The organism is Streptomyces sp. NPDC093795, from assembly GCF_044764665.1.
Lineage (GTDB): Bacteria > Actinomycetota > Actinomycetes > Streptomycetales > Streptomycetaceae > Streptomyces.
Window position 1 is genome coordinate 35,293 of the sequence record NZ_JBIWIO010000017.1, and the last position, 15,674, is coordinate 50,966.

At 68.9% G+C, this 15,674-nt stretch carries 17 protein-coding genes; 10 read left to right on the forward strand and 7 right to left on the reverse strand.

The features are described 5' to 3' along the window. Window positions 1–281: 281 nt before the first annotated feature. Window positions 282–1,493, reverse strand: a complete 1,212-nt coding sequence (locus ACIRB7_RS32800; protein ID WP_351218841.1) for an NADP-dependent malic enzyme — start codon at window positions 1,491–1,493, stop codon at window positions 282–284. Window positions 1,494–2,030: 537 nt separating this feature from the next. On the opposite strand from ACIRB7_RS32800, the gene ACIRB7_RS32805 reads away from it, so the two are divergent. Genes ACIRB7_RS32805 through ACIRB7_RS32815 form a run of 3 tightly spaced genes read left to right on the forward strand, consistent with a single transcriptional unit; the run spans window position 2,031 to window position 4,737 of the window. Beyond that, window positions 2,031–2,993: an ABC transporter substrate-binding protein gene (locus tag ACIRB7_RS32805; RefSeq protein ID WP_403606237.1), complete on the forward strand. Its 963-nt coding sequence runs from the start codon at window positions 2,031–2,033 to the stop codon at window positions 2,991–2,993. A gap of 29 nt (window positions 2,994–3,022) precedes the next feature. Continuing rightward, entirely contained in the window at window positions 3,023–3,973 is a 951-nt protein-coding gene (locus tag ACIRB7_RS32810) for an amino acid ABC transporter permease (protein ID WP_403606240.1), read from the forward strand. Then, a complete protein-coding gene (locus ACIRB7_RS32815; RefSeq protein WP_403606243.1) occupies window positions 3,970–4,737 on the forward strand; it encodes an amino acid ABC transporter ATP-binding protein in 768 nt (255 codons plus the stop codon). Before ACIRB7_RS32810 ends, ACIRB7_RS32815 begins: the two co-directional genes overlap by 4 nt. A gap of 61 nt (window positions 4,738–4,798) precedes the next feature. Here ACIRB7_RS32815 and ACIRB7_RS32820 read toward each other — a convergent pair whose 3' ends face one another. After that, the gene (locus tag ACIRB7_RS32820; RefSeq protein ID WP_403606246.1) at window positions 4,799–5,548 is read right to left on the reverse strand and encodes a class I SAM-dependent methyltransferase; all 750 of its coding nucleotides are present in this window, start codon (window positions 5,546–5,548) and stop codon (window positions 4,799–4,801) included. A 94-nt stretch (window positions 5,549–5,642) separates the two neighbouring features. Between ACIRB7_RS32820 and ACIRB7_RS32825 the strand changes: the two genes are divergently transcribed. Continuing rightward, entirely contained in the window at window positions 5,643–6,272 is a 630-nt protein-coding gene (locus ACIRB7_RS32825; RefSeq protein WP_403606249.1) for a CGNR zinc finger domain-containing protein, read from the forward strand. On the opposite strand, the gene sodX is transcribed toward ACIRB7_RS32825, so the two are convergent. Further along, window positions 6,176–6,610 carry a nickel-type superoxide dismutase maturation protease gene (sodX, locus tag ACIRB7_RS32830; protein WP_351218829.1) on the reverse strand — a complete coding sequence of 145 codons (435 nt, stop codon included), beginning with the start codon at window positions 6,608–6,610 and terminating at the stop codon, window positions 6,176–6,178. The genes ACIRB7_RS32825 and sodX overlap by 97 nt on opposite strands. Before the next feature lie 162 nt (window positions 6,611–6,772). Between sodX and sodN the strand changes: the two genes are divergently transcribed. After that, window positions 6,773–7,168 carry a superoxide dismutase, Ni gene (gene sodN / locus ACIRB7_RS32835; protein WP_015036129.1) on the forward strand — a complete coding sequence of 132 codons (396 nt, stop codon included), beginning with the start codon at window positions 6,773–6,775 and terminating at the stop codon, window positions 7,166–7,168. A gap of 7 nt (window positions 7,169–7,175) precedes the next feature. Here sodN and ACIRB7_RS32840 read toward each other — a convergent pair whose 3' ends face one another. Beyond that, window positions 7,176–8,330: a tyrosine-type recombinase/integrase gene (locus ACIRB7_RS32840; protein ID WP_403606252.1), complete on the reverse strand. Its 1,155-nt coding sequence runs from the start codon at window positions 8,328–8,330 to the stop codon at window positions 7,176–7,178. A gap of 24 nt (window positions 8,331–8,354) precedes the next feature. Continuing rightward, entirely contained in the window at window positions 8,355–8,855 is a 501-nt protein-coding gene (locus ACIRB7_RS32845; RefSeq protein WP_030207231.1) for a helix-turn-helix transcriptional regulator, read from the reverse strand. A gap of 121 nt (window positions 8,856–8,976) precedes the next feature. Here ACIRB7_RS32845 and ACIRB7_RS32850 point away from each other — a divergent pair, with 121 nt between their 5' ends. From ACIRB7_RS32850 to ACIRB7_RS32865, 4 genes are all read left to right on the forward strand, one after another. After that, window positions 8,977–9,171 (forward strand): helix-turn-helix domain-containing protein, encoded by a 195-nt coding sequence (locus ACIRB7_RS32850; RefSeq protein WP_310871442.1) that lies wholly within the window; start codon window positions 8,977–8,979, stop codon window positions 9,169–9,171. 493 nt (window positions 9,172–9,664) lie between these two features. Beyond that, a complete protein-coding gene (locus ACIRB7_RS32855; RefSeq protein WP_403606257.1) occupies window positions 9,665–10,933 on the forward strand; it encodes a DUF3631 domain-containing protein in 1,269 nt (422 codons plus the stop codon). A gap of 316 nt (window positions 10,934–11,249) precedes the next feature. Then, window positions 11,250–11,801, forward strand: coding sequence for a hypothetical protein (locus ACIRB7_RS32860; RefSeq protein ID WP_403606358.1), 552 nt, complete (start codon window positions 11,250–11,252; stop codon window positions 11,799–11,801). Beyond that, complete coding sequence (locus ACIRB7_RS32865; RefSeq protein WP_403606260.1) at window positions 11,791–13,488, forward strand: relaxase/mobilization nuclease domain-containing protein; 1,698 nt, start codon at window positions 11,791–11,793, stop codon at window positions 13,486–13,488. Before ACIRB7_RS32860 ends, ACIRB7_RS32865 begins: the two co-directional genes overlap by 11 nt. A gap of 165 nt (window positions 13,489–13,653) precedes the next feature. Here the strand turns inward: ACIRB7_RS32865 and ACIRB7_RS32870 are convergent, their stop codons facing one another. Further along, a complete protein-coding gene (locus ACIRB7_RS32870; protein WP_403606263.1) occupies window positions 13,654–14,352 on the reverse strand; it encodes a hypothetical protein in 699 nt (232 codons plus the stop codon). Between the two features lie 165 nt (window positions 14,353–14,517). On the opposite strand from ACIRB7_RS32870, the gene ACIRB7_RS32875 reads away from it, so the two are divergent. Continuing rightward, the gene (locus ACIRB7_RS32875) at window positions 14,518–15,036 is read left to right on the forward strand and encodes a DUF2716 domain-containing protein (protein ID WP_403606266.1); all 519 of its coding nucleotides are present in this window, start codon (window positions 14,518–14,520) and stop codon (window positions 15,034–15,036) included. A 91-nt stretch (window positions 15,037–15,127) separates the two neighbouring features. Here the strand turns inward: ACIRB7_RS32875 and ACIRB7_RS32880 are convergent, their stop codons facing one another. Continuing rightward, entirely contained in the window at window positions 15,128–15,673 is a 546-nt protein-coding gene (locus ACIRB7_RS32880) for an HAD domain-containing protein (protein ID WP_403606269.1), read from the reverse strand. Between the last annotated feature and the right edge of the window lies 1 nt (window position 15,674).

Below are 15,674 nucleotides of genomic sequence, written 5' to 3' on the forward strand. Positions count from 1 at the left end.
GCCGCGGACGGCGAGGGGAACCACGCCCCGGTGTGACCCATGTCGCCCGGAGGCCGCCGCCGCCCCGCCCCACACGAAAGGGCCCCGTCCCGACGTACGGAACAGGGCCCTTCGACGTACCGGCAGACGCACCCACGCGAGCCACACCACCAGGCGCCGTGCCCGCACAAGGCACGCCACCAGGCGCCGCACCCGCACGAGCCACACCGCCAGGCGCCGTGCCCGCACAAGGCACAGCACCAGGCGCGTACCCGTATGAGGCACACCGCCGACCGCACGCGTCAGCGGCGGGCGACGCCCTCGGCGCGGGCCGCGGCGGCGACGGCGGCCGCGACGGCCGGGGCGACCCGCTCGTCGAACGGCGACGGGATGACGCAGTCGGCGGCGAGCTGGTCGGTGACGACGTCCGCGATCGCGTTGGCCGCGGCGATCTTCATGCCCTCGGTGATCCGGGAGGCCCGGACCTGGAGCGCGCCGGCGAAGATGCCGGGGAACGCGAGGACGTTGTTGATCTGGTTCGGGTAGTCCGAACGGCCGGTCGCCACGACGGCCGCGTACTTGTGCGCGACGTCGGGGTGGACCTCGGGGTTCGGGTTGGCCATGGCGAACACGAAGGCGTTCGGGGCCATGGAGGCGACGGCCGCCTCGGGGACCGTACCGCCGGAGACGCCGATGAAGACGTCCGCGCCGGCGAGGGCGCTCTCCAGGGAGCCGGTGAGGCCGGCCTTGTTGGTGAGCTCCGCGATCTCGCGCTTGACGTCCGTGAGGTCCTCACGGTCGCGGCTGACGATGCCCTTGCGGTCGGCGACGGCCACGTCTCCGAGGCCCGCCTCCAGGAGGAACTTGGCGATGGCGACGCCCGCCGCACCGGCGCCGGAGATGACCGCGCGCAGCTCGCCGAGGCCCCGGCCGGTCAGCTTCGCCGCGTTACGGAGGGCGGCGAGGGTGACGATCGCGGTGCCGTGCTGGTCGTCGTGGAAGACGGGGATGTCGAGGCGCTCCTGGAGCTTGCGCTCGATCTCGAAGCACCGCGGGGCCGAGATGTCCTCCAGGTTGACGCCGCCGAAGGACGGGGCGAGCCGGACGACGGTCTCGACGATCTCGTCGGTGTCGGTGGTGGCGAGCGCGATCGGGACCGCGTCCACGCCGCCGAACTGCTTGAAGAGGATGGCCTTCCCCTCCATGACCGGGAGGGAGGCCTCCGGGCCGATGTCACCGAGGCCGAGCACCGCCGTACCGTCGGTCACGACCGCGACGACCTGGGACTTCCAGGTGTAGTCGTTGACCAGCTCGGGCTGCTCGGCGATCGCGGTGCACACCTTGGCGACGCCGGGCGTGTACGCGAGGGACAGGTCGTCCTTGTCCCGCAGGGGGACGGTGGCCTGGATGGCCATCTTGCCGCCCCTGTGGAGGGCGAAGACAGGATCGAAGAGCTCCTCCGGAGCTCCTTCCGTACCACTGTCGTTGCGAGGATTGACGATCTCCGCTGCCATTGGGTTGAACCCCTTAAGTCTGCTTCATTTGAGGGTGGCCACTCCTGGTTGAGGAGGGGTGGGGAGGCACCGCGGCCGCCGTGTCTGGCAGCCGCTCGGGCGCGCCGCACAACGCGCCCTGAGCCCCGGATGAGGGGTGTAAGGATCCTTCTTACCGGACGGACGGCACCGCAGACGAGTCCATATCCGCTCGGTGACACGACTCATACCGAGCGCACCCGGACGGGGACGGAGAGCGACACGTCACCCGATGTCCCGATAGATGCTTTCCCCACCCGATTGGCGGTTTTCGGATCGTCCGAATGGCGAGATCAACAGAAGATTTTTCGGTGGCGGGGAAGGGATCCCGTAGAAGATCCGGCCCTGATGTACCGGCCTGTCGGCATTCGGCCGTCACCCGTTACCCGATTTTGACATCCGAGGCCGTCGGTTTGGGGCGGTCCGAATGGCAAGATGCCGTAATCACACGAGGTCACGACACTCGAAGAGATGTACGTGCCTGCTGGCAACTCCCTCACACGCCGGAGGAACCCGATCATGACCGCACGCTCCACGCGCTGTACGACCGCCAAGACCCGCACCTCCCGTCTTGCCGCGGTCGCCGCCGCCGCGGTCGTCGGCTCCGTGCTGCTGACCGCCTGCGGTGACCAGACCGAGGGCGGTTCCGCGACCCCGACGAAGGACGGCGGCTCCGCCAACGCGGCCCCGCTCTTCTCGAAGCTGCCCGCCGACATCCAGAAGGCCGGTGTCATCAAGGTCGGCACCGACGCCTCGTACGCTCCGATGGAGTTCACCGAGGGCGGCAAGATCGTCGGTGTCGACCCCGACATCGCCCAGGCCCTGAGCAAGCAGCTCGGCGTCGAGTTCAAGTTCACCTCGGGCACCTTCGACGGCCTGATCACCTCGATCTACACCGGTCGCCAGGACCTGATCATGTCCTCGATGACGGACAACAAGAAGCGCCAGGAGGGCCTGGACGACAGCGGGAAGAAGATCGGCAAGGGCATCGACTTCGTCGACTACTTCAGCTCCGGCGTCTCCCTCCTGGTCAAGAAGGGCAACCCGCAGGGCGTCAACTCCCTCGACGACCTCTGCGGCAAGACCGTCGCCGTCCAGCGCGGCACGATCTACGAGGACACCTTCAAGGCCCAGGCCACGAAGTGCGGCGCCAAGAAGCTGACGATCCAGGCCTTCGACAGCGACGCCGAGGCCCAGACCCGCGTCAAGGCCGGCGGCGCCGTGGCCGACCTGAACGACTACCCGGTGGCCGCGTACATCGCGAAGACCTCGGGCGGCGGCAACGACTTCGAGGTCGTCGGCAGCCAGAGCGACGTCGGCCTCTTCGGCATCGGCGTCTCGAAGGAGAACACCCAGCTCCGTGACGCCGTCAAGGAGGCGCTCGACGCCATCATCAAGGACGGCACCTACGCCGAGGCCCTGAAGAAGTGGGACGTCGAGGACAGCGCCGTCAAGTCGGCCACCGTCAACGCCGGCAAGTGACCTCCCCGCTCCACTGAAGGGCAGTCGTCGTGACTGACAAGATCAGCAAGGACCCGGCCGCCGCTCCGGCCGGGCCCGGCGCCTCGGGCAACCCGTACGAGGCGATCAAGGCCATCCCGGTGCGGCACTACGGGCGCTACATCAGCGCCGTCGTGGTCGTCGCACTGCTCGGCTGGCTCGTCTACGCCTTCTCCCAGGGCAACATCCTCTGGGACACGGTGTGGGACAAGGTGTTCGACACCTCGGTCATCAGCGGCCTGTGGAACACCATCATCATCAGCGTCGCGTCCATGGCCCTCGGCCTGGTCCTCGGCGTCGTCTTCGCGGTGATGCGGCTCTCCAAGAACCCGGTGACGGGCGCGGTCGCCTGGCTCTACATCTGGTTCTTCCGCGGCACACCGGTCTACGTGCAGCTGCTCGTCTGGTTCAACCTGTCGCTGATCTTCGAGTACATCGACCTCGGGCCGATCTACAAGAACGAGACCGTGGACGTCATGACGCCGTTCATGGTGGCGCTGCTCGGTCTCGGCCTCAACGAGGGCGCCTACATGGCGGAGATCGTCCGCGCGGGCATCCAGTCGGTCGACGAGGGCCAGACCGAGGCGGCGCACGCGCTCGGCATGTCCCAGACGAAGACCATGGGCCGCATCGTCCTTCCGCAGGCCATGCGGGTGATCGTGCCGCCGACGGGCAACGAGTTCATCAACATGTTGAAGACCTCGTCGCTGGTCTCGGCCGTGCAGTACACCGAGCTGCTCCGGGCCTCGTCGAACATCGGCAACACGGCCGGTGCCGTGATGGAGATGCTCTTCGTCGCCTCCATCTGGTACCTGGCGCTGACCAGCGTGTTCAGCGTCGGCCAGTACTACCTGGAGCGCCGCTTCGCCCGCGGTTCGATCCGTAACCTGCCGCCCACCCCGTGGCAGCGGGTCAAGACGAACATGACCACGTTCAAGCGTTCCCCGGAGGCATCGGCATGACCGGCCAGCCCATGGTCAAGGCGGAGGGCGTCCACAAGTCGTACGGCGCCGCCCACATCCTCCGTGGCATCGACCTCGAAGTGCAGAACGGCGAGGTCTTCTGCCTCGTCGGCCCGTCCGGCTCCGGCAAGTCGACCTTCCTCCGGTGCATCAACCACCTGGAGCGGATCGACGGCGGCCGGCTTTCGGTCGACGGCCGGCTGGTCGGCTACCGGCAGAAGGGCGACAAGCTCTACGAGCTGAAGGACAGCGAGGTCGCGGTCCAGCGCCGTGACATCGGCATGGTCTTCCAGCGCTTCAACCTCTTCCCGCACATGACGGCCCTCGGCAACGTCATGGAGGCGCCCATCCAGGTGAAGGGCGAGTCCAAGGCCGTGGCGCGCGAGCGGGCCGTGGGGCTGCTCGACCGGGTCGGCCTCGGGGACAAGATGGGCAACTACCCGTCCCAGCTCTCCGGCGGCCAGCAGCAGCGCGTCGCCATCGCCCGCGCGCTGGCGATGGAGCCGAAGCTGATGCTCTTCGACGAGCCGACCTCGGCGCTCGACCCGGAGCTGGTGGGTGACGTCCTCGACGTCATGCGCGACCTCGCCGAGTCGGGCATGACGATGATCGTCGTCACGCACGAGATGGGCTTCGCCCGCGAGGTCGGCGACTCGCTGGTCTTCATGGACGGCGGCGTGGTGGTCGAGTCCGGCAACCCGCGGGACGTCCTGGGCAACCCGCAGCACGACCGGACGAAGGCGTTCCTGTCGAAGGTGCTGTAGGCGGCGGTACGTGAGGAAGGGGCGGTACGGGATTCCCGTACCGCCCCTTCCCCGTGTCGGGCTACTTCACGGCGAGGAGCAGGGTGTCGGAGGGCGAGGCCCAGACGGCCCTGGCCTCGCCGAATCCGGCGGCGCGGAGGGTGTCGGCGTGCCAGCGCGGGGAGGGCATGTCGCCGTCGGCGTGCTCGCCGTAGATCTCGAAGCGGCGGGCGGTGGGCTCGGCGAGGACGGGGTCCTTGGCGGCGAGGGCCCACCACTCGGCCCAGTCGAGGACCCCGCCGGCCTTCGCGCGGTCCATGACGGCGTGGCGCCGCGCCCGCTCGGCGGCGTTGATACGGGGGGTGGTGCCGTCGATCATGTGGTCGGCGTTCATGAAGACGCCACCGTCGCGGACGAGACCGGCGACCTGCCCGTAGAGGGCGGTCAGGGGCTCGCTGTGGAGCCAGTGGAGCGCGGTGGCGGTCAGGACGGCGTCGTACGTGTCGTGGGGCAGCCGCTGGGCCCACGCGGGGTCCTTGAGGTCGGCGGTCACGAAGGTGACGCGCTCGTCGCCCTCGAAGTACCCCTCGGCGATGGCGAGCAGGGCGGGGTCGAGGTCGACGCCGACGCTGCTCGCCTCGGGGAACCTCTTGAGGACCCTGTCCGTGATACTTCCCGTACCGCACGCGAGGTCGAGGACGCGGGGCTTCGGCCCCACCACGGCCTCGACCATGTCGAGCATCACCCGGAACCGCTCCTCACGGTCCGGCATGTACCACTCCTGCTGACGGTCCCAGCTCTGCTGCCAGGCCGCCCAGTCGGTTCCGGTCATCGCCGCTCCTCCCCCTCACGTAATACCCTGATAGGGATAACAGTCGTTACCCCTTCCCGACCGAGACACTAGCCCGCCGGAGTAAGGACTACAAGTGGAACTGGCCTATTACTCGGATTACGCCGTGCGTCTGGTCAACACCGAGGAGCCGGCCCGCAGCAAGGACGCCCTCACCTCCGTCGACGTCATCCGGGAGCTCTTCGGCCCGGCGACCCAGATGGCCCGCCGGGCGACCGACTCCGACGTCACCCGCTTCCGCGCGGTACGCGCCCGGCTGCGGGCGGTCTTCACCGCGGCCGACGAGGGCGACCACACGGGCGCCGTGGACCTGCTGAACTCCCTGCTCCTGGAGTTCCCGGTCAGCCCGCAGATCTCGGGCCACGACATCCTCGACGAGGACGGCCGGCCGCGGTGGCACATGCACCTCGCCGACCACCCCTCGAACGCGACCGCGGGGTACGCGGCGATCGCCGCGATGGGCCTCGCCTTCCACCTGACGGAGTTCGGCGCGGACCGCCTCGGCCTCTGCCAGGCACCGCCCTGCCGCAACGCCTACCTGGACACCTCGACCAACCGCTCCCGCCGCTACTGCTCGGACCGCTGCGCGACCCGCGCCAACGTGGCCGCCTACCGGGCCCGCAAGCGCCTGGAGGCCGACCGGACGGACCGCACGGGCCGTACCGAGGAGACCAGCCAGGAGAGCATCACCCCGGCCGACCGCTGACGGCCCGGCGTCACCGGCCGGTACCGCGCCCGCACCCGCCCGAGAACCAGCTCGGGCGGTACGGCGCCGAAGACCCGGCTGTCCCCCTCGGCGTCCGGGTTGTCCCCCAGCACCCACCAGCCGCCGTCGCGTCGCTCGATCAGCCGCTTCACGATGAGCAGATCCTGCTGGAGCGGATGCCGCAGCACGGCCACGCAGCCGGCCCGCAGACGCCCTCCGTACTGCACGAGCAGCTGATCACCGTGCAGCAGCGTGGGCACCATCGACACCCCCGTGACCTCGGCGACCCCGAACGGAGCCCCGGCCTCCGCCCCCCGTTCCCGCCCCGATTCCGTCATCCGGCACCTCCCGATCCGCCCGCGCGTCCACTCGTCCACTCGTACACGAGTCCCATGGTGACCCTGGACTTTTGACCTAAGCCCCAGGGGGCGCCCGCGAAAACGCCCTTCTCACCGAGTAATGTCCCACCTGAGAAGACGATCACGAGGAAGGACGGCACAATGCTCTCCCGCCTGTTTGCCCCCAAGGTGAAGGTCAGCGCCCACTGCGACCTCCCGTGCGGCGTGTACGACCCGGCCCAGGCCCGCATCGAGGCCGAGTCGGTCAAGGCTGTCCAGGAGAAGTACCTGGCGAACGAGGACGCGCACTTCCGCGCCCGCGCCACGGTCATCAAGGAGCAGCGCGCGGAGCTCGCCAAGCACCACGTCTCGGTGCTCTGGAGCGACTACTTCAAGGCCCCGCACTTCGAGAAGTACCCCGAGCTCAACCAGCTGGTCAACGACACCCTGAAGGCCCTCTCGGCCGCCAAGGCGTCGACGGACCCGAAGACGGGCGAGAAGGCGCTGGAGCTCATCGCCGAGATCGACCGGATTTTCTGGGAGACCAAGAAGGCTTGATCTCCCTCTAGGCGGCCTGACCTGCACTTTCGCGGGTCGCGCCGCTTAGCTGTCCGCACCCGGTCCGCAGGCCGCCCAGCACGGCGTCCATGACGGCCCGGGTGCGGTCTTCTTCCCCCGGCCACAGGTGCGCGTAGATCCGCAGCGTGATGACGGCGGACGCATGCCCGAGGACCAGCTGCACCTGCTTGACGCTCGCGCCGCCGGCGATGAGCGCGGAGGCATAGAAGTGCCGCAGGTCGTGGGTGACCATGTGCGGCAGCTCGACGGCCTTACGGCCTTCCCGCTCGGCGGCCCCGTTCTCGGCCGCCTGGAGCGCCTTGCGAGCGCCATTCCACTCGGTCTTCCACCGCCGGTAGTTGAGCGGCTCCCCCTCCTCCATCGTGAACAGCCACTCCTTGGACGGACGTGCGGCGAGATGCGCGAGGAGCGCGTCGGTGACGACCTCGCCGGCCGGAACCGTACGCCGGGACTTGGCGGTCTTCGGCGGGCCGATCTTCCCGGACTGAAGCCGCTGCCGGTCGACCCGGATGGCGCCGGCCTTGAAGTCGACGTCCGACACCTTCAGGCCGAGCAGTTCGCCGATGCGCAGCCCTGATCCGGCGAGGGTGACGATCGCCGCGCGGATGTACGGCGGCATCACGCGCGCCATTGCCTGAACTTGCTCAACCGTGGGCGGGGTGACCTCTTCGTCCGGCATGGCCGGGAGGGTGATCCGGCGGCACGGGCTGGAGGCGATGACCTTGTCGTCCACGGCCGCCGTCATGACGCGAACGAGGACGTCATAGACGTTCCGCACGCTGCCGGGGCCGAGCTGGTCGGACAGGTGCTTGAAGAGCACCTGTATGTCGTTGCGGCGTATCGCCGCCATGGAGCGGGCGCCCAGCGCCGGTACGAGGTGGAGCCGGAGCGCATTGTCTGTGATGCGCTCGCCCGCCTGGCTGGCGATGAGCGAGCCTTCCCACTTCTCGGCGTACTTCTCGAACGTCACGCGGCCGGCGCGGGGATCAACGTACTGGCCTGTGACCATGCTGGCCGTGACCTCGTCGAGCCAGCGCTGAGCGTCGAGCTTCCGCTCGAAGTGGCGGGCGTGCTCCTTGCCGTCGAGGTCGCGGTAGCGGGCCCGCCATTTGCCGTTGGGGCGCTTCTGGATGTTGGCCAAGGGGCCTCTCCTTCGTGTCGGTTGTCAGTAGTGGCCGCCGTCCTCGATGTCGTTGCTGAGCGTGCGAGCGTCCCGCTCGTCGCCCATGAGGCGGAGGCACTGCTCGTGGATGGCCCGCGAGCTGTCGGGATGGGCCTTGATGTGGTCGGCGATGGCGACCACGGCCCGATGGAGGCGATCGCGCGCGTCTCGGGCCTCGTAGAACGCTTCGACGGCCTCCTGGACGAGGCGCCGACTGTCGATGTCGAGCCCCTCCAGGGGCGGGGACATCAGCTCTTCGAGAGGGAGCTCGAAGACGCGACTGAAGGCGAGAGCCTCATCGAGATTGATGCGCCGACGCGGCGTGCCGTTCTCGATGCGCCAGACCGCCGTCTGGTTCATCTTCACGCCGGCTCTGGTCACCCGATCCGCCAGCTCGGTCGTGCTCCACCCTCTGACCTCACGCTCCAGCGCCACGCGCGCGGCCACGTTCCCTTCGCTGTAGAGCAGCGGCACCTCGCCGCCCTCGGGCCTGTCGCCTGCCATCGAACCTCCATCGCCGCCATTGCTATCCCAATTGCAACATGGACTTCCCGATTTGGGTAACCGTCGATCCTGGGGTACAACTTTATGCAGATCGAATCGTCACCTAGCCGAATGGGAATGCATGCGATACCTGACCACCTCCGAGGTCGCCGAGCGCTACCGCACAGCCGAGAGCACCGTCCGCTACTGGCGCCACATCCAGAAGGGGCCGCGCGGCATCAAGGTCGGCAAGCGGGTGCTGTACCCCGAGGCCGAGCTGCTGCGGTACGAGCGCACGCTGATCGACGGCCAGGACGAATGGGGCCTGGCCTCCTGAGCCACCGACAGGCCCGGACACAGCAACGGCCCCCGGCGCGCCAACGCCGAGGGCCGGAGATTCCCCTGCACGTCGCCCATCCCTGAACGAACGAACTTGTGAAGGTCGGGACCTTGCCCGTCCCGTCCCTCACCTGAGAGGACCGTCGATGGAGGACTCTACGTCCCCCGCCACCTCGAACACATCCCACAAGGTCGTCTGGCCCACCCCCGCGGTCCCCGGCCAGGGCATCCCCTGGCACAACGGGGACCGAACGGAGTCACGGTCCCCGGCTGCAGCCACCAGCGGCGCTGCTTCGACGGGTGCTCCGGTCGGGAACCGAAACTCCGCCGGCGTGGAGCATGCGCAGGTCAGCGCCCCGGGGACCGGTCCCGCCGAACCGGAAGCCGGGGACCGGACGGAGACTTTCGGTCCGCCGGTCCCCGAACCCGGTCCCCGAATCCCGGACGAGCACAGCGCTCTCCGAGCTGATGGCGAGAGCCACGGTCTCCACATGTCTGCGGGGACCGTGGTCCCCAACGGCGGACCGGGGACCGGGGACCGCGTCGGTACGGGCGGCGAGATGGTCGAGGAAGGAGCCGCGCTGCTGGACGACCTACGTGCGGCGATCGGCCGGTACGTGGTGCTGCCGAGCGAGGAGATATTGACCGCAGTCACCCTCTGGGTGGCGGCCTCCCACATCCAGCCCGCCCTCCAGCACGCGCCGCGCCTGGCGGTGGTGGGGCCGACCAAGGGATGCGGCAAGTCCCGTGTCCTGGACGTGCTCCACGAGACCGTGTCCCGGCCGATGATGACGGTGAACACCTCGCCGGCGGTGGTCTTCCGGATCATCGGCGAGGACCCGCCGACGCTGCTGGTGGACGAGGCCGACACCATCTTCGGCCCGAAGGCAGGCGACAAGGAAGACCTTCGCGGCCTGCTGAACGCCGGACACCAGCGCAACCGCCCCGCCTGGCGGATCTCCGGCCCGGAGCACAAACCGACTGCGTTCCCGACCTTCGCCATGGCCGCGCTGGCGGGCATCGGCGACCTGCCGGACACGATCATGGACCGCGCCGTCGTGCTCCGCATGCAGAAGCGCAAGCCCGGCGAGAAGGTCGCACCCTTCCGCTCCCGGCACTCCGTCCCGGAACTGAACGCGCTGCGCGACCGACTGGCCGCGTGGCTGACACCACTGCGCGGGGCAGCGCACCGGCTAGTGCCACCGATGCCGGTCGAAGACCGAGCCGCGGACACCTGGGAGCCCCTGGTCATCGTCGCCGACCTGGCCGGCGGCCACTGGCCCGCCCAGGCCCGTGCCGCCTGCCTGGCGATGACCCGCAATGAGGTGGTCCAGGACGAGCAGACGACGCTGAAGACCCGGTTGCTCCGGGACATCCGCCGAGTCTTCGAGCAGCAGGGCAGCAGGGAGGCTCTGCGCAGCCAGGACCTGCTCGCCGCCCTGGTCCAGGACGCCGAGGCGCCGTGGGCCGAGTACGGGACGAAGGGCCTGAACGCCTACCACCTGGCCAACCTGCTGCGTGACTTCGGCATCAGCCCGGCCAACCACCGCTTCGAGAACGGCAGGCAGGCCAAGGCGTACGCCCGTAACCAGTTCCTAGACGCCTGGGCCCGCTACTGCCCCGACGCTGCCCAGCTGGCACCCGCAGCAGAGGAGACCGTGCCCGCACGTCGAGTCCCGGGCAAACCGCCGACCTTTCCGTCCGGGGCGCTGCCCATCGGCCCGCCCGGCGGGCCTTCCGGCCCCAGGCCCACTCGCTGACCCCAGCTCCGTATCAATCCGTCGCATCCGTCCCCGCGCAGGTCAGCGCGGGGACGGAGTTCCTCGCCGGTACGGATCACTCCGTACCTGCGACCGCCTCCGTACCTGTCCTGACCAGCTACGGGACGGATGCAACGGACGTGACGAAGCCCCACCCCCACACGACAACCGGAGCACCGCCATGCCCGAAACGAGCACCGACAACACCCCCACCCGCCGCCGCAAGGGATTCTTCGGCCTGACCCTCCGATCAGCAGCAAGCTGGAGCGAACGAGCCTCTAACGAGGCTTCGTCCGCGCTTGCCCCCGCCCCAGGGGTGGCGGAGGAGCAGGCCGAGCGCCAGGGGGCGCCCGAGCCGAAGGGGGTCATGGCCGACTCCGCCGCCTTCCGCCCCCAGCCACCGACCGATGTCCAACCGCCCGTCGAGCAGCTCTCCTGGCGGGATCTCGATGCCCCCGTCCTGCCCGCGCTGATGAACCGCAAGCGCACCGTGGAAAAGCGCGACCAGGAGAAGACCATCCGCTTCACGCGGACCGCGGTCGGCGTGATCAGCGCCGCCGCTCATCAGCGCGGTCAGAAGTTCGCCGGATTCGTCGGTGACGCCGCCCTCGCCGTCGCCCTCGGCAAGGCAGGACTGGTCGGCAGCCCGGAGGACGACCCGGTCCGCCCGCTGATCGAGGCCGTCGAAGCGCACACGGTCGCGCTGAACCGCATCGGCGGCAACCTCAACCAGATCACCGCAGCCATCCACCGAGGAACGGTGCCCGAGCGCGCCGAGGCGGTGCTGAAGCGCGTCGAGCAAGCAGCCGAGAGCAGCTACCAACTGATCGACCAGCTCCTGACGGAAGGCACCGCCCATGGTTCCTGACGTCTCCACCGGCTCCGACACCCGCGGACTGATCGTCTACCTCTTCGGCCCCGGCCGCCGCGACGAACACACCGACCCTCACATCGTCGCCGCCTGGGACATGGCCGGCGCCCCCGACCCCGGCCGCAACCCGGCAGCCACCTACACCCAGCTCGCCAAGCGCCTCGACCACCACGTCGACCTGCGCACCCGCGAACTGGGCGGCAAGAAACCACCCCAGCACGTCTGGCACTGCCCGGTCCGCACCGCACCCGGCGACCGCTACCTCACCGACACCGAGTGGGCCGAGGTAGCCCGCCGCATCGTTCACGCCACAGGCATCGCCCCCGAAGGCGACGAGAAGGCATGCCGATGGATCGCGGTACGCCACGCCGACGACCACATCCACCTCATGGCCACCACCGTCCGCGCCGACGGACGCCGCCCCCGCACCCACCACGACGGACAGCGCGCCCAAGCCGAGTGCCGCAAGATCGAGGCCGAGTTCGGCCTGCGCCGCCTGAAGTCCGGCGACCTCACCGCGCCCCGCACCCCCACCGGCGCCGAACGCGCCAAGGCCGAGCGCCAGGGCCAGACGGTCACGGCACGGCACTGGCTGCGCGAGCAGGCGTACGCGGTCGCCGCTGCCGTACGCAACGAAGCCGACTACTTCACCGTGCTGCAGTCCCTCGGCATCAAGGTCAAAACACGCCTCGGCCCCGAGACCGGCGACGTCATCGGCTACAGCCTCGCCGCCCCCGGCGACACCAACGCGGCCGGCGACCCCGTCTGGTACGGCGGCTCCAAACTCGCCCCCGACCTCTCCATCAACCGCCTACGCGAACGCCTCCCCGACCAGGAGGAAGCCGACCACCCCCGGTACATGGCGGACCGCACCGACCCATGGCGTCACACCACCACCGCCATCCACGCGGCACGCACCGTCCTCGACTCCGATGACGATCCCGCCGCCCAGGGCCACCTGGCCGCCTTCGGCGACGCCCTGTACAACATCGCCAGCGCCACGACCGGCCCACACCAGGCGGAACTACGAGCGGCGGCGATGGCGTTCAACCGCGCCCGCCGCTCCGCCACCCGCGCCGACCACCAAGCCGCCACCGCCCTACGCAAGGCCGCCAAGGAACTCGCCTACGCCTCCAACGAGCCCGGCGGACTCGCGATCGCCCTGCTCTTCGCCACCGTGCACCTGGCCCGCGCCGCCGCCAAGTGGCACGAACAGCGCGGCCACGAACAACAGGCCGCTGCAGCCGAAGAAGCCCTCCGCCACCTCCAGGCGGGCTACCAGCAGGCCGCCCCACCCGTCCTGGCTGACCTGACCCGCCGCGCACCACGAGCCGCAACCGCCCGCCGCTACGAGCAGGGCGTTCGCGCGGCCCTCCCCCACCACGCCGACCGGATCCTCGCCGACCCCACCTGGACCGCCCTGACCACAACCCTCGCCCAAGCCGAAACCGCCGGCCACAACCCCCGACGTCTCCTGGCCGAGGTGGGCGCCCAGCGAGAACTCGACAGCGCCGAGCGCCCCGCCGAGGTCCTCAACTGGCGCATCACCGCTCAACCGAACAGGCGGACGCAAGCAGCTCGCAGCCGAAGCACCACCAGCGGAACGTCGTCCATGCCCACCACGCCACACCCTCCGGCCACACCAGTGGCCACGAAGCCCGAAGAGCGCAGTCGGCACCGCTGACCCCGGTTTCTCCCAGTCAGATTCCCGACGAAGGGATCGGCAGGCGAAGGCCGGCGCAGCCCCCTGGTGCGACACGTTCCCCGAGGGAACATCGGAAGGGTTCCCTCGGGGGAAGCCCAACCCTGAGGAGACGGGGCTCCGTTCAGTTCCGGATGGCGTACCAGATCAGCTGGAGCGCTGAGCGGTTGCCTGAAGGTGCTCATAGAGGAAGGGGTCGTCGAGACGTGTGTCGATGACACGATCGCGCACGTCGGTGAGAAGCCAGCCCAGCAGCTCGGCAGTGGCGTCGTACTCATCGTAGAAGCCCATGCGCAAGTCGGTGATCTCGAACTCGAACATCACGTCGTTAACAAGGTCTGCCAAGTGCGCGTCTGCGGCTGGCGTATTGGTCATGGTCCATGTGCTCAGCCAAGGACGCAGGCTGTTGGTGGCCACGGTGATGAGGCTGAGGGAATCCCTGACGGGCACGGGGCTGGGGTGGGTATGCAGCGTGCTCTGCCACCAAGCGGACCAGACGTCCCGTAGGGCCTCGGCCAAGGGCAAGTCCCAGGTAGTCCAGCCCGCCTGAACCAGGCGGGAGGCGATGAGCTCCTCGTCGACGTGGAACTGGCCGGTGACGAGTGGGCGAATGATGCGCGGGACGAGGCGGCGATAGAGACGAGGGAAGTCCCCCCAATGATCAGGCACCTCTGCGGCAACCGAGGAGACCAGGTCGTCGGCTATGAGGTGCAGTGGCCCGGAGAGTTCGGCGAAGTCTTGCTCGACGTAGCAGTACGTGCACCCTGTGACGAGGAAGGGATCTTCTGAGGCGAAGGCGCGGTCCAGGGCATCGAGAGCTGTCGTGAGTTGCTCAGAGCAAGACATGAAGACCTGCCGGGGGACTCCGTCCGGGCGACCGGCGAAGATCGCAGGCTATCAGGCCGTGCCCCACCTCTCACGCAATGCCTTGATGGTCCGAGTGGAGGGGGCCGAGGGTCCGTGAAGGACCTATCTCCGATCCTCACACGGGCGAATCGATAGGATCGGGCCATGATGGAGAGTCCCGTGGTCGAGCTGCTTGAGGCCGAGTATCGACGCGTTTGGGACCGCTTCTACGACGAGTTCAAGTTCCAGCCGAGTACGAGTTCTTCCAAGTGGCCAGCCATCAAGGAGCCCGTCGCATCGGTTACCTGGAGCCTTGCCGCGCTTGACGATGACCCTGAATACGAGCGTTTGGACCGCCTGGTCGAGGTAGTCGAGCAGGGGCTGACTTCCTGCATTGGCCCGAGCGGAACGCTGCTCGCGCTCGACTGGCAGCACACGTCGTATCGCTTCGCACCGCAGGGCGTCGGTGACCCTGGGCAGCCGGCATGGCCTTTGAGCCCGTACCCCGACGGGGATTACTACATCTACCTCTCGGAAGACTTCCGTATAGGCAGTTTTGGGCACCCCTGGGAAGAGTCCCTCTGTCTGTTCGGTCAGGAACTCCTCGACGCCGCATCCGCGGAGGTAGAGAAGCTTCTCGGCCAGCCGATCCGTAGGTCCGGCAGGGCAGTCGGCACCGCCTGAGTTGGATCCCGACTCCAAAGGCATCCAGGTAGTCAGACCCAACAACGCACTCTGATGCCCTCGCTGCCCGTAGCAGCGAGGGCATCAGTCGTCAGGCGGCTCGGACTGTGGGTAACTGCGCGACCCACTTCGTCACCTCGGTCAGGTGGTCGGGCTGCAGCCCGAGGCGGGGGTCGGGCTGCACAAGGAGGGTCGGCGTTCCCCTGGCGGTACGCTCCGCCGCCCAGGCGTGGTCGAGGCTGGTGAAGTCGTCGTCGATCCACACAGCGGGGGCGTCGCCCAGCCATGCGTGGACGTGGTCGCGCTTCCACAGGTAGCCGTTGGGGTGGCTGGTGATGATCTGCAGACGCGGGAGGTCGACGTACGGCAGCGTCGGGAGGCCCAGGAGGGGCCCGATGAGGGCGGTGGCGTCCTGGCGCCAACTGGTGCACCAAACCGGGGTGAGCAAGCCGGTGCGGATGACGTCCATAAGCAGGCGGCCGTGGTCGGGGTTAAGCCAGACAGTGACCGGGTTGTCGGCGCTGCGGTCGGCGGGGACGACGTCGTGGCGGGCATGCGTGGCCGGGGTCGAGCCGTGCTCGTCAGGGAAGGGTATGAGGACGCCGTCGATGTCGAGGAGCAGGTAGGGCGGGTGCATC

Excerpts from the sequence above, each read along its gene's own strand:
- ACIRB7_RS32800 (WP_351218841.1), bottom strand. The coding sequence starts at position 1,493 with ATGGCAGCGGAGATCGTCAATCCTCGCAACGACAGTGGTACGGAAGGA.
- ACIRB7_RS32805 (WP_403606237.1), top strand. The coding sequence starts at position 2,031 with ATGACCGCACGCTCCACGCGCTGTACGACCGCCAAGACCCGCACCTCC.
- ACIRB7_RS32815 (WP_403606243.1), top strand. The coding sequence starts at position 3,970 with ATGACCGGCCAGCCCATGGTCAAGGCGGAGGGCGTCCACAAGTCGTAC.
- ACIRB7_RS32820 (WP_403606246.1), bottom strand. The coding sequence starts at position 5,548 with ATGACCGGAACCGACTGGGCGGCCTGGCAGCAGAGCTGGGACCGTCAG.
- sodX (WP_351218829.1), bottom strand. The coding sequence starts at position 6,610 with ATGACGGAATCGGGGCGGGAACGGGGGGCGGAGGCCGGGGCTCCGTTC.
- sodN (WP_015036129.1), top strand. The coding sequence starts at position 6,773 with ATGCTCTCCCGCCTGTTTGCCCCCAAGGTGAAGGTCAGCGCCCACTGC.
- ACIRB7_RS32845 (WP_030207231.1), bottom strand. The coding sequence starts at position 8,855 with ATGGCAGGCGACAGGCCCGAGGGCGGCGAGGTGCCGCTGCTCTACAGC.
- ACIRB7_RS32850 (WP_310871442.1), top strand. The coding sequence starts at position 8,977 with ATGCGATACCTGACCACCTCCGAGGTCGCCGAGCGCTACCGCACAGCC.
- ACIRB7_RS32855 (WP_403606257.1), top strand. The coding sequence starts at position 9,665 with ATGTCTGCGGGGACCGTGGTCCCCAACGGCGGACCGGGGACCGGGGAC.
- ACIRB7_RS32865 (WP_403606260.1), top strand. The coding sequence starts at position 11,791 with ATGGTTCCTGACGTCTCCACCGGCTCCGACACCCGCGGACTGATCGTC.
- ACIRB7_RS32870 (WP_403606263.1), bottom strand. The coding sequence starts at position 14,352 with ATGTCTTGCTCTGAGCAACTCACGACAGCTCTCGATGCCCTGGACCGC.
- ACIRB7_RS32875 (WP_403606266.1), top strand. The coding sequence starts at position 14,518 with ATGATGGAGAGTCCCGTGGTCGAGCTGCTTGAGGCCGAGTATCGACGC.
- ACIRB7_RS32880 (WP_403606269.1), bottom strand. The coding sequence starts at position 15,673 with ATGCACCCGCCCTACCTGCTCCTCGACATCGACGGCGTCCTCATACCC.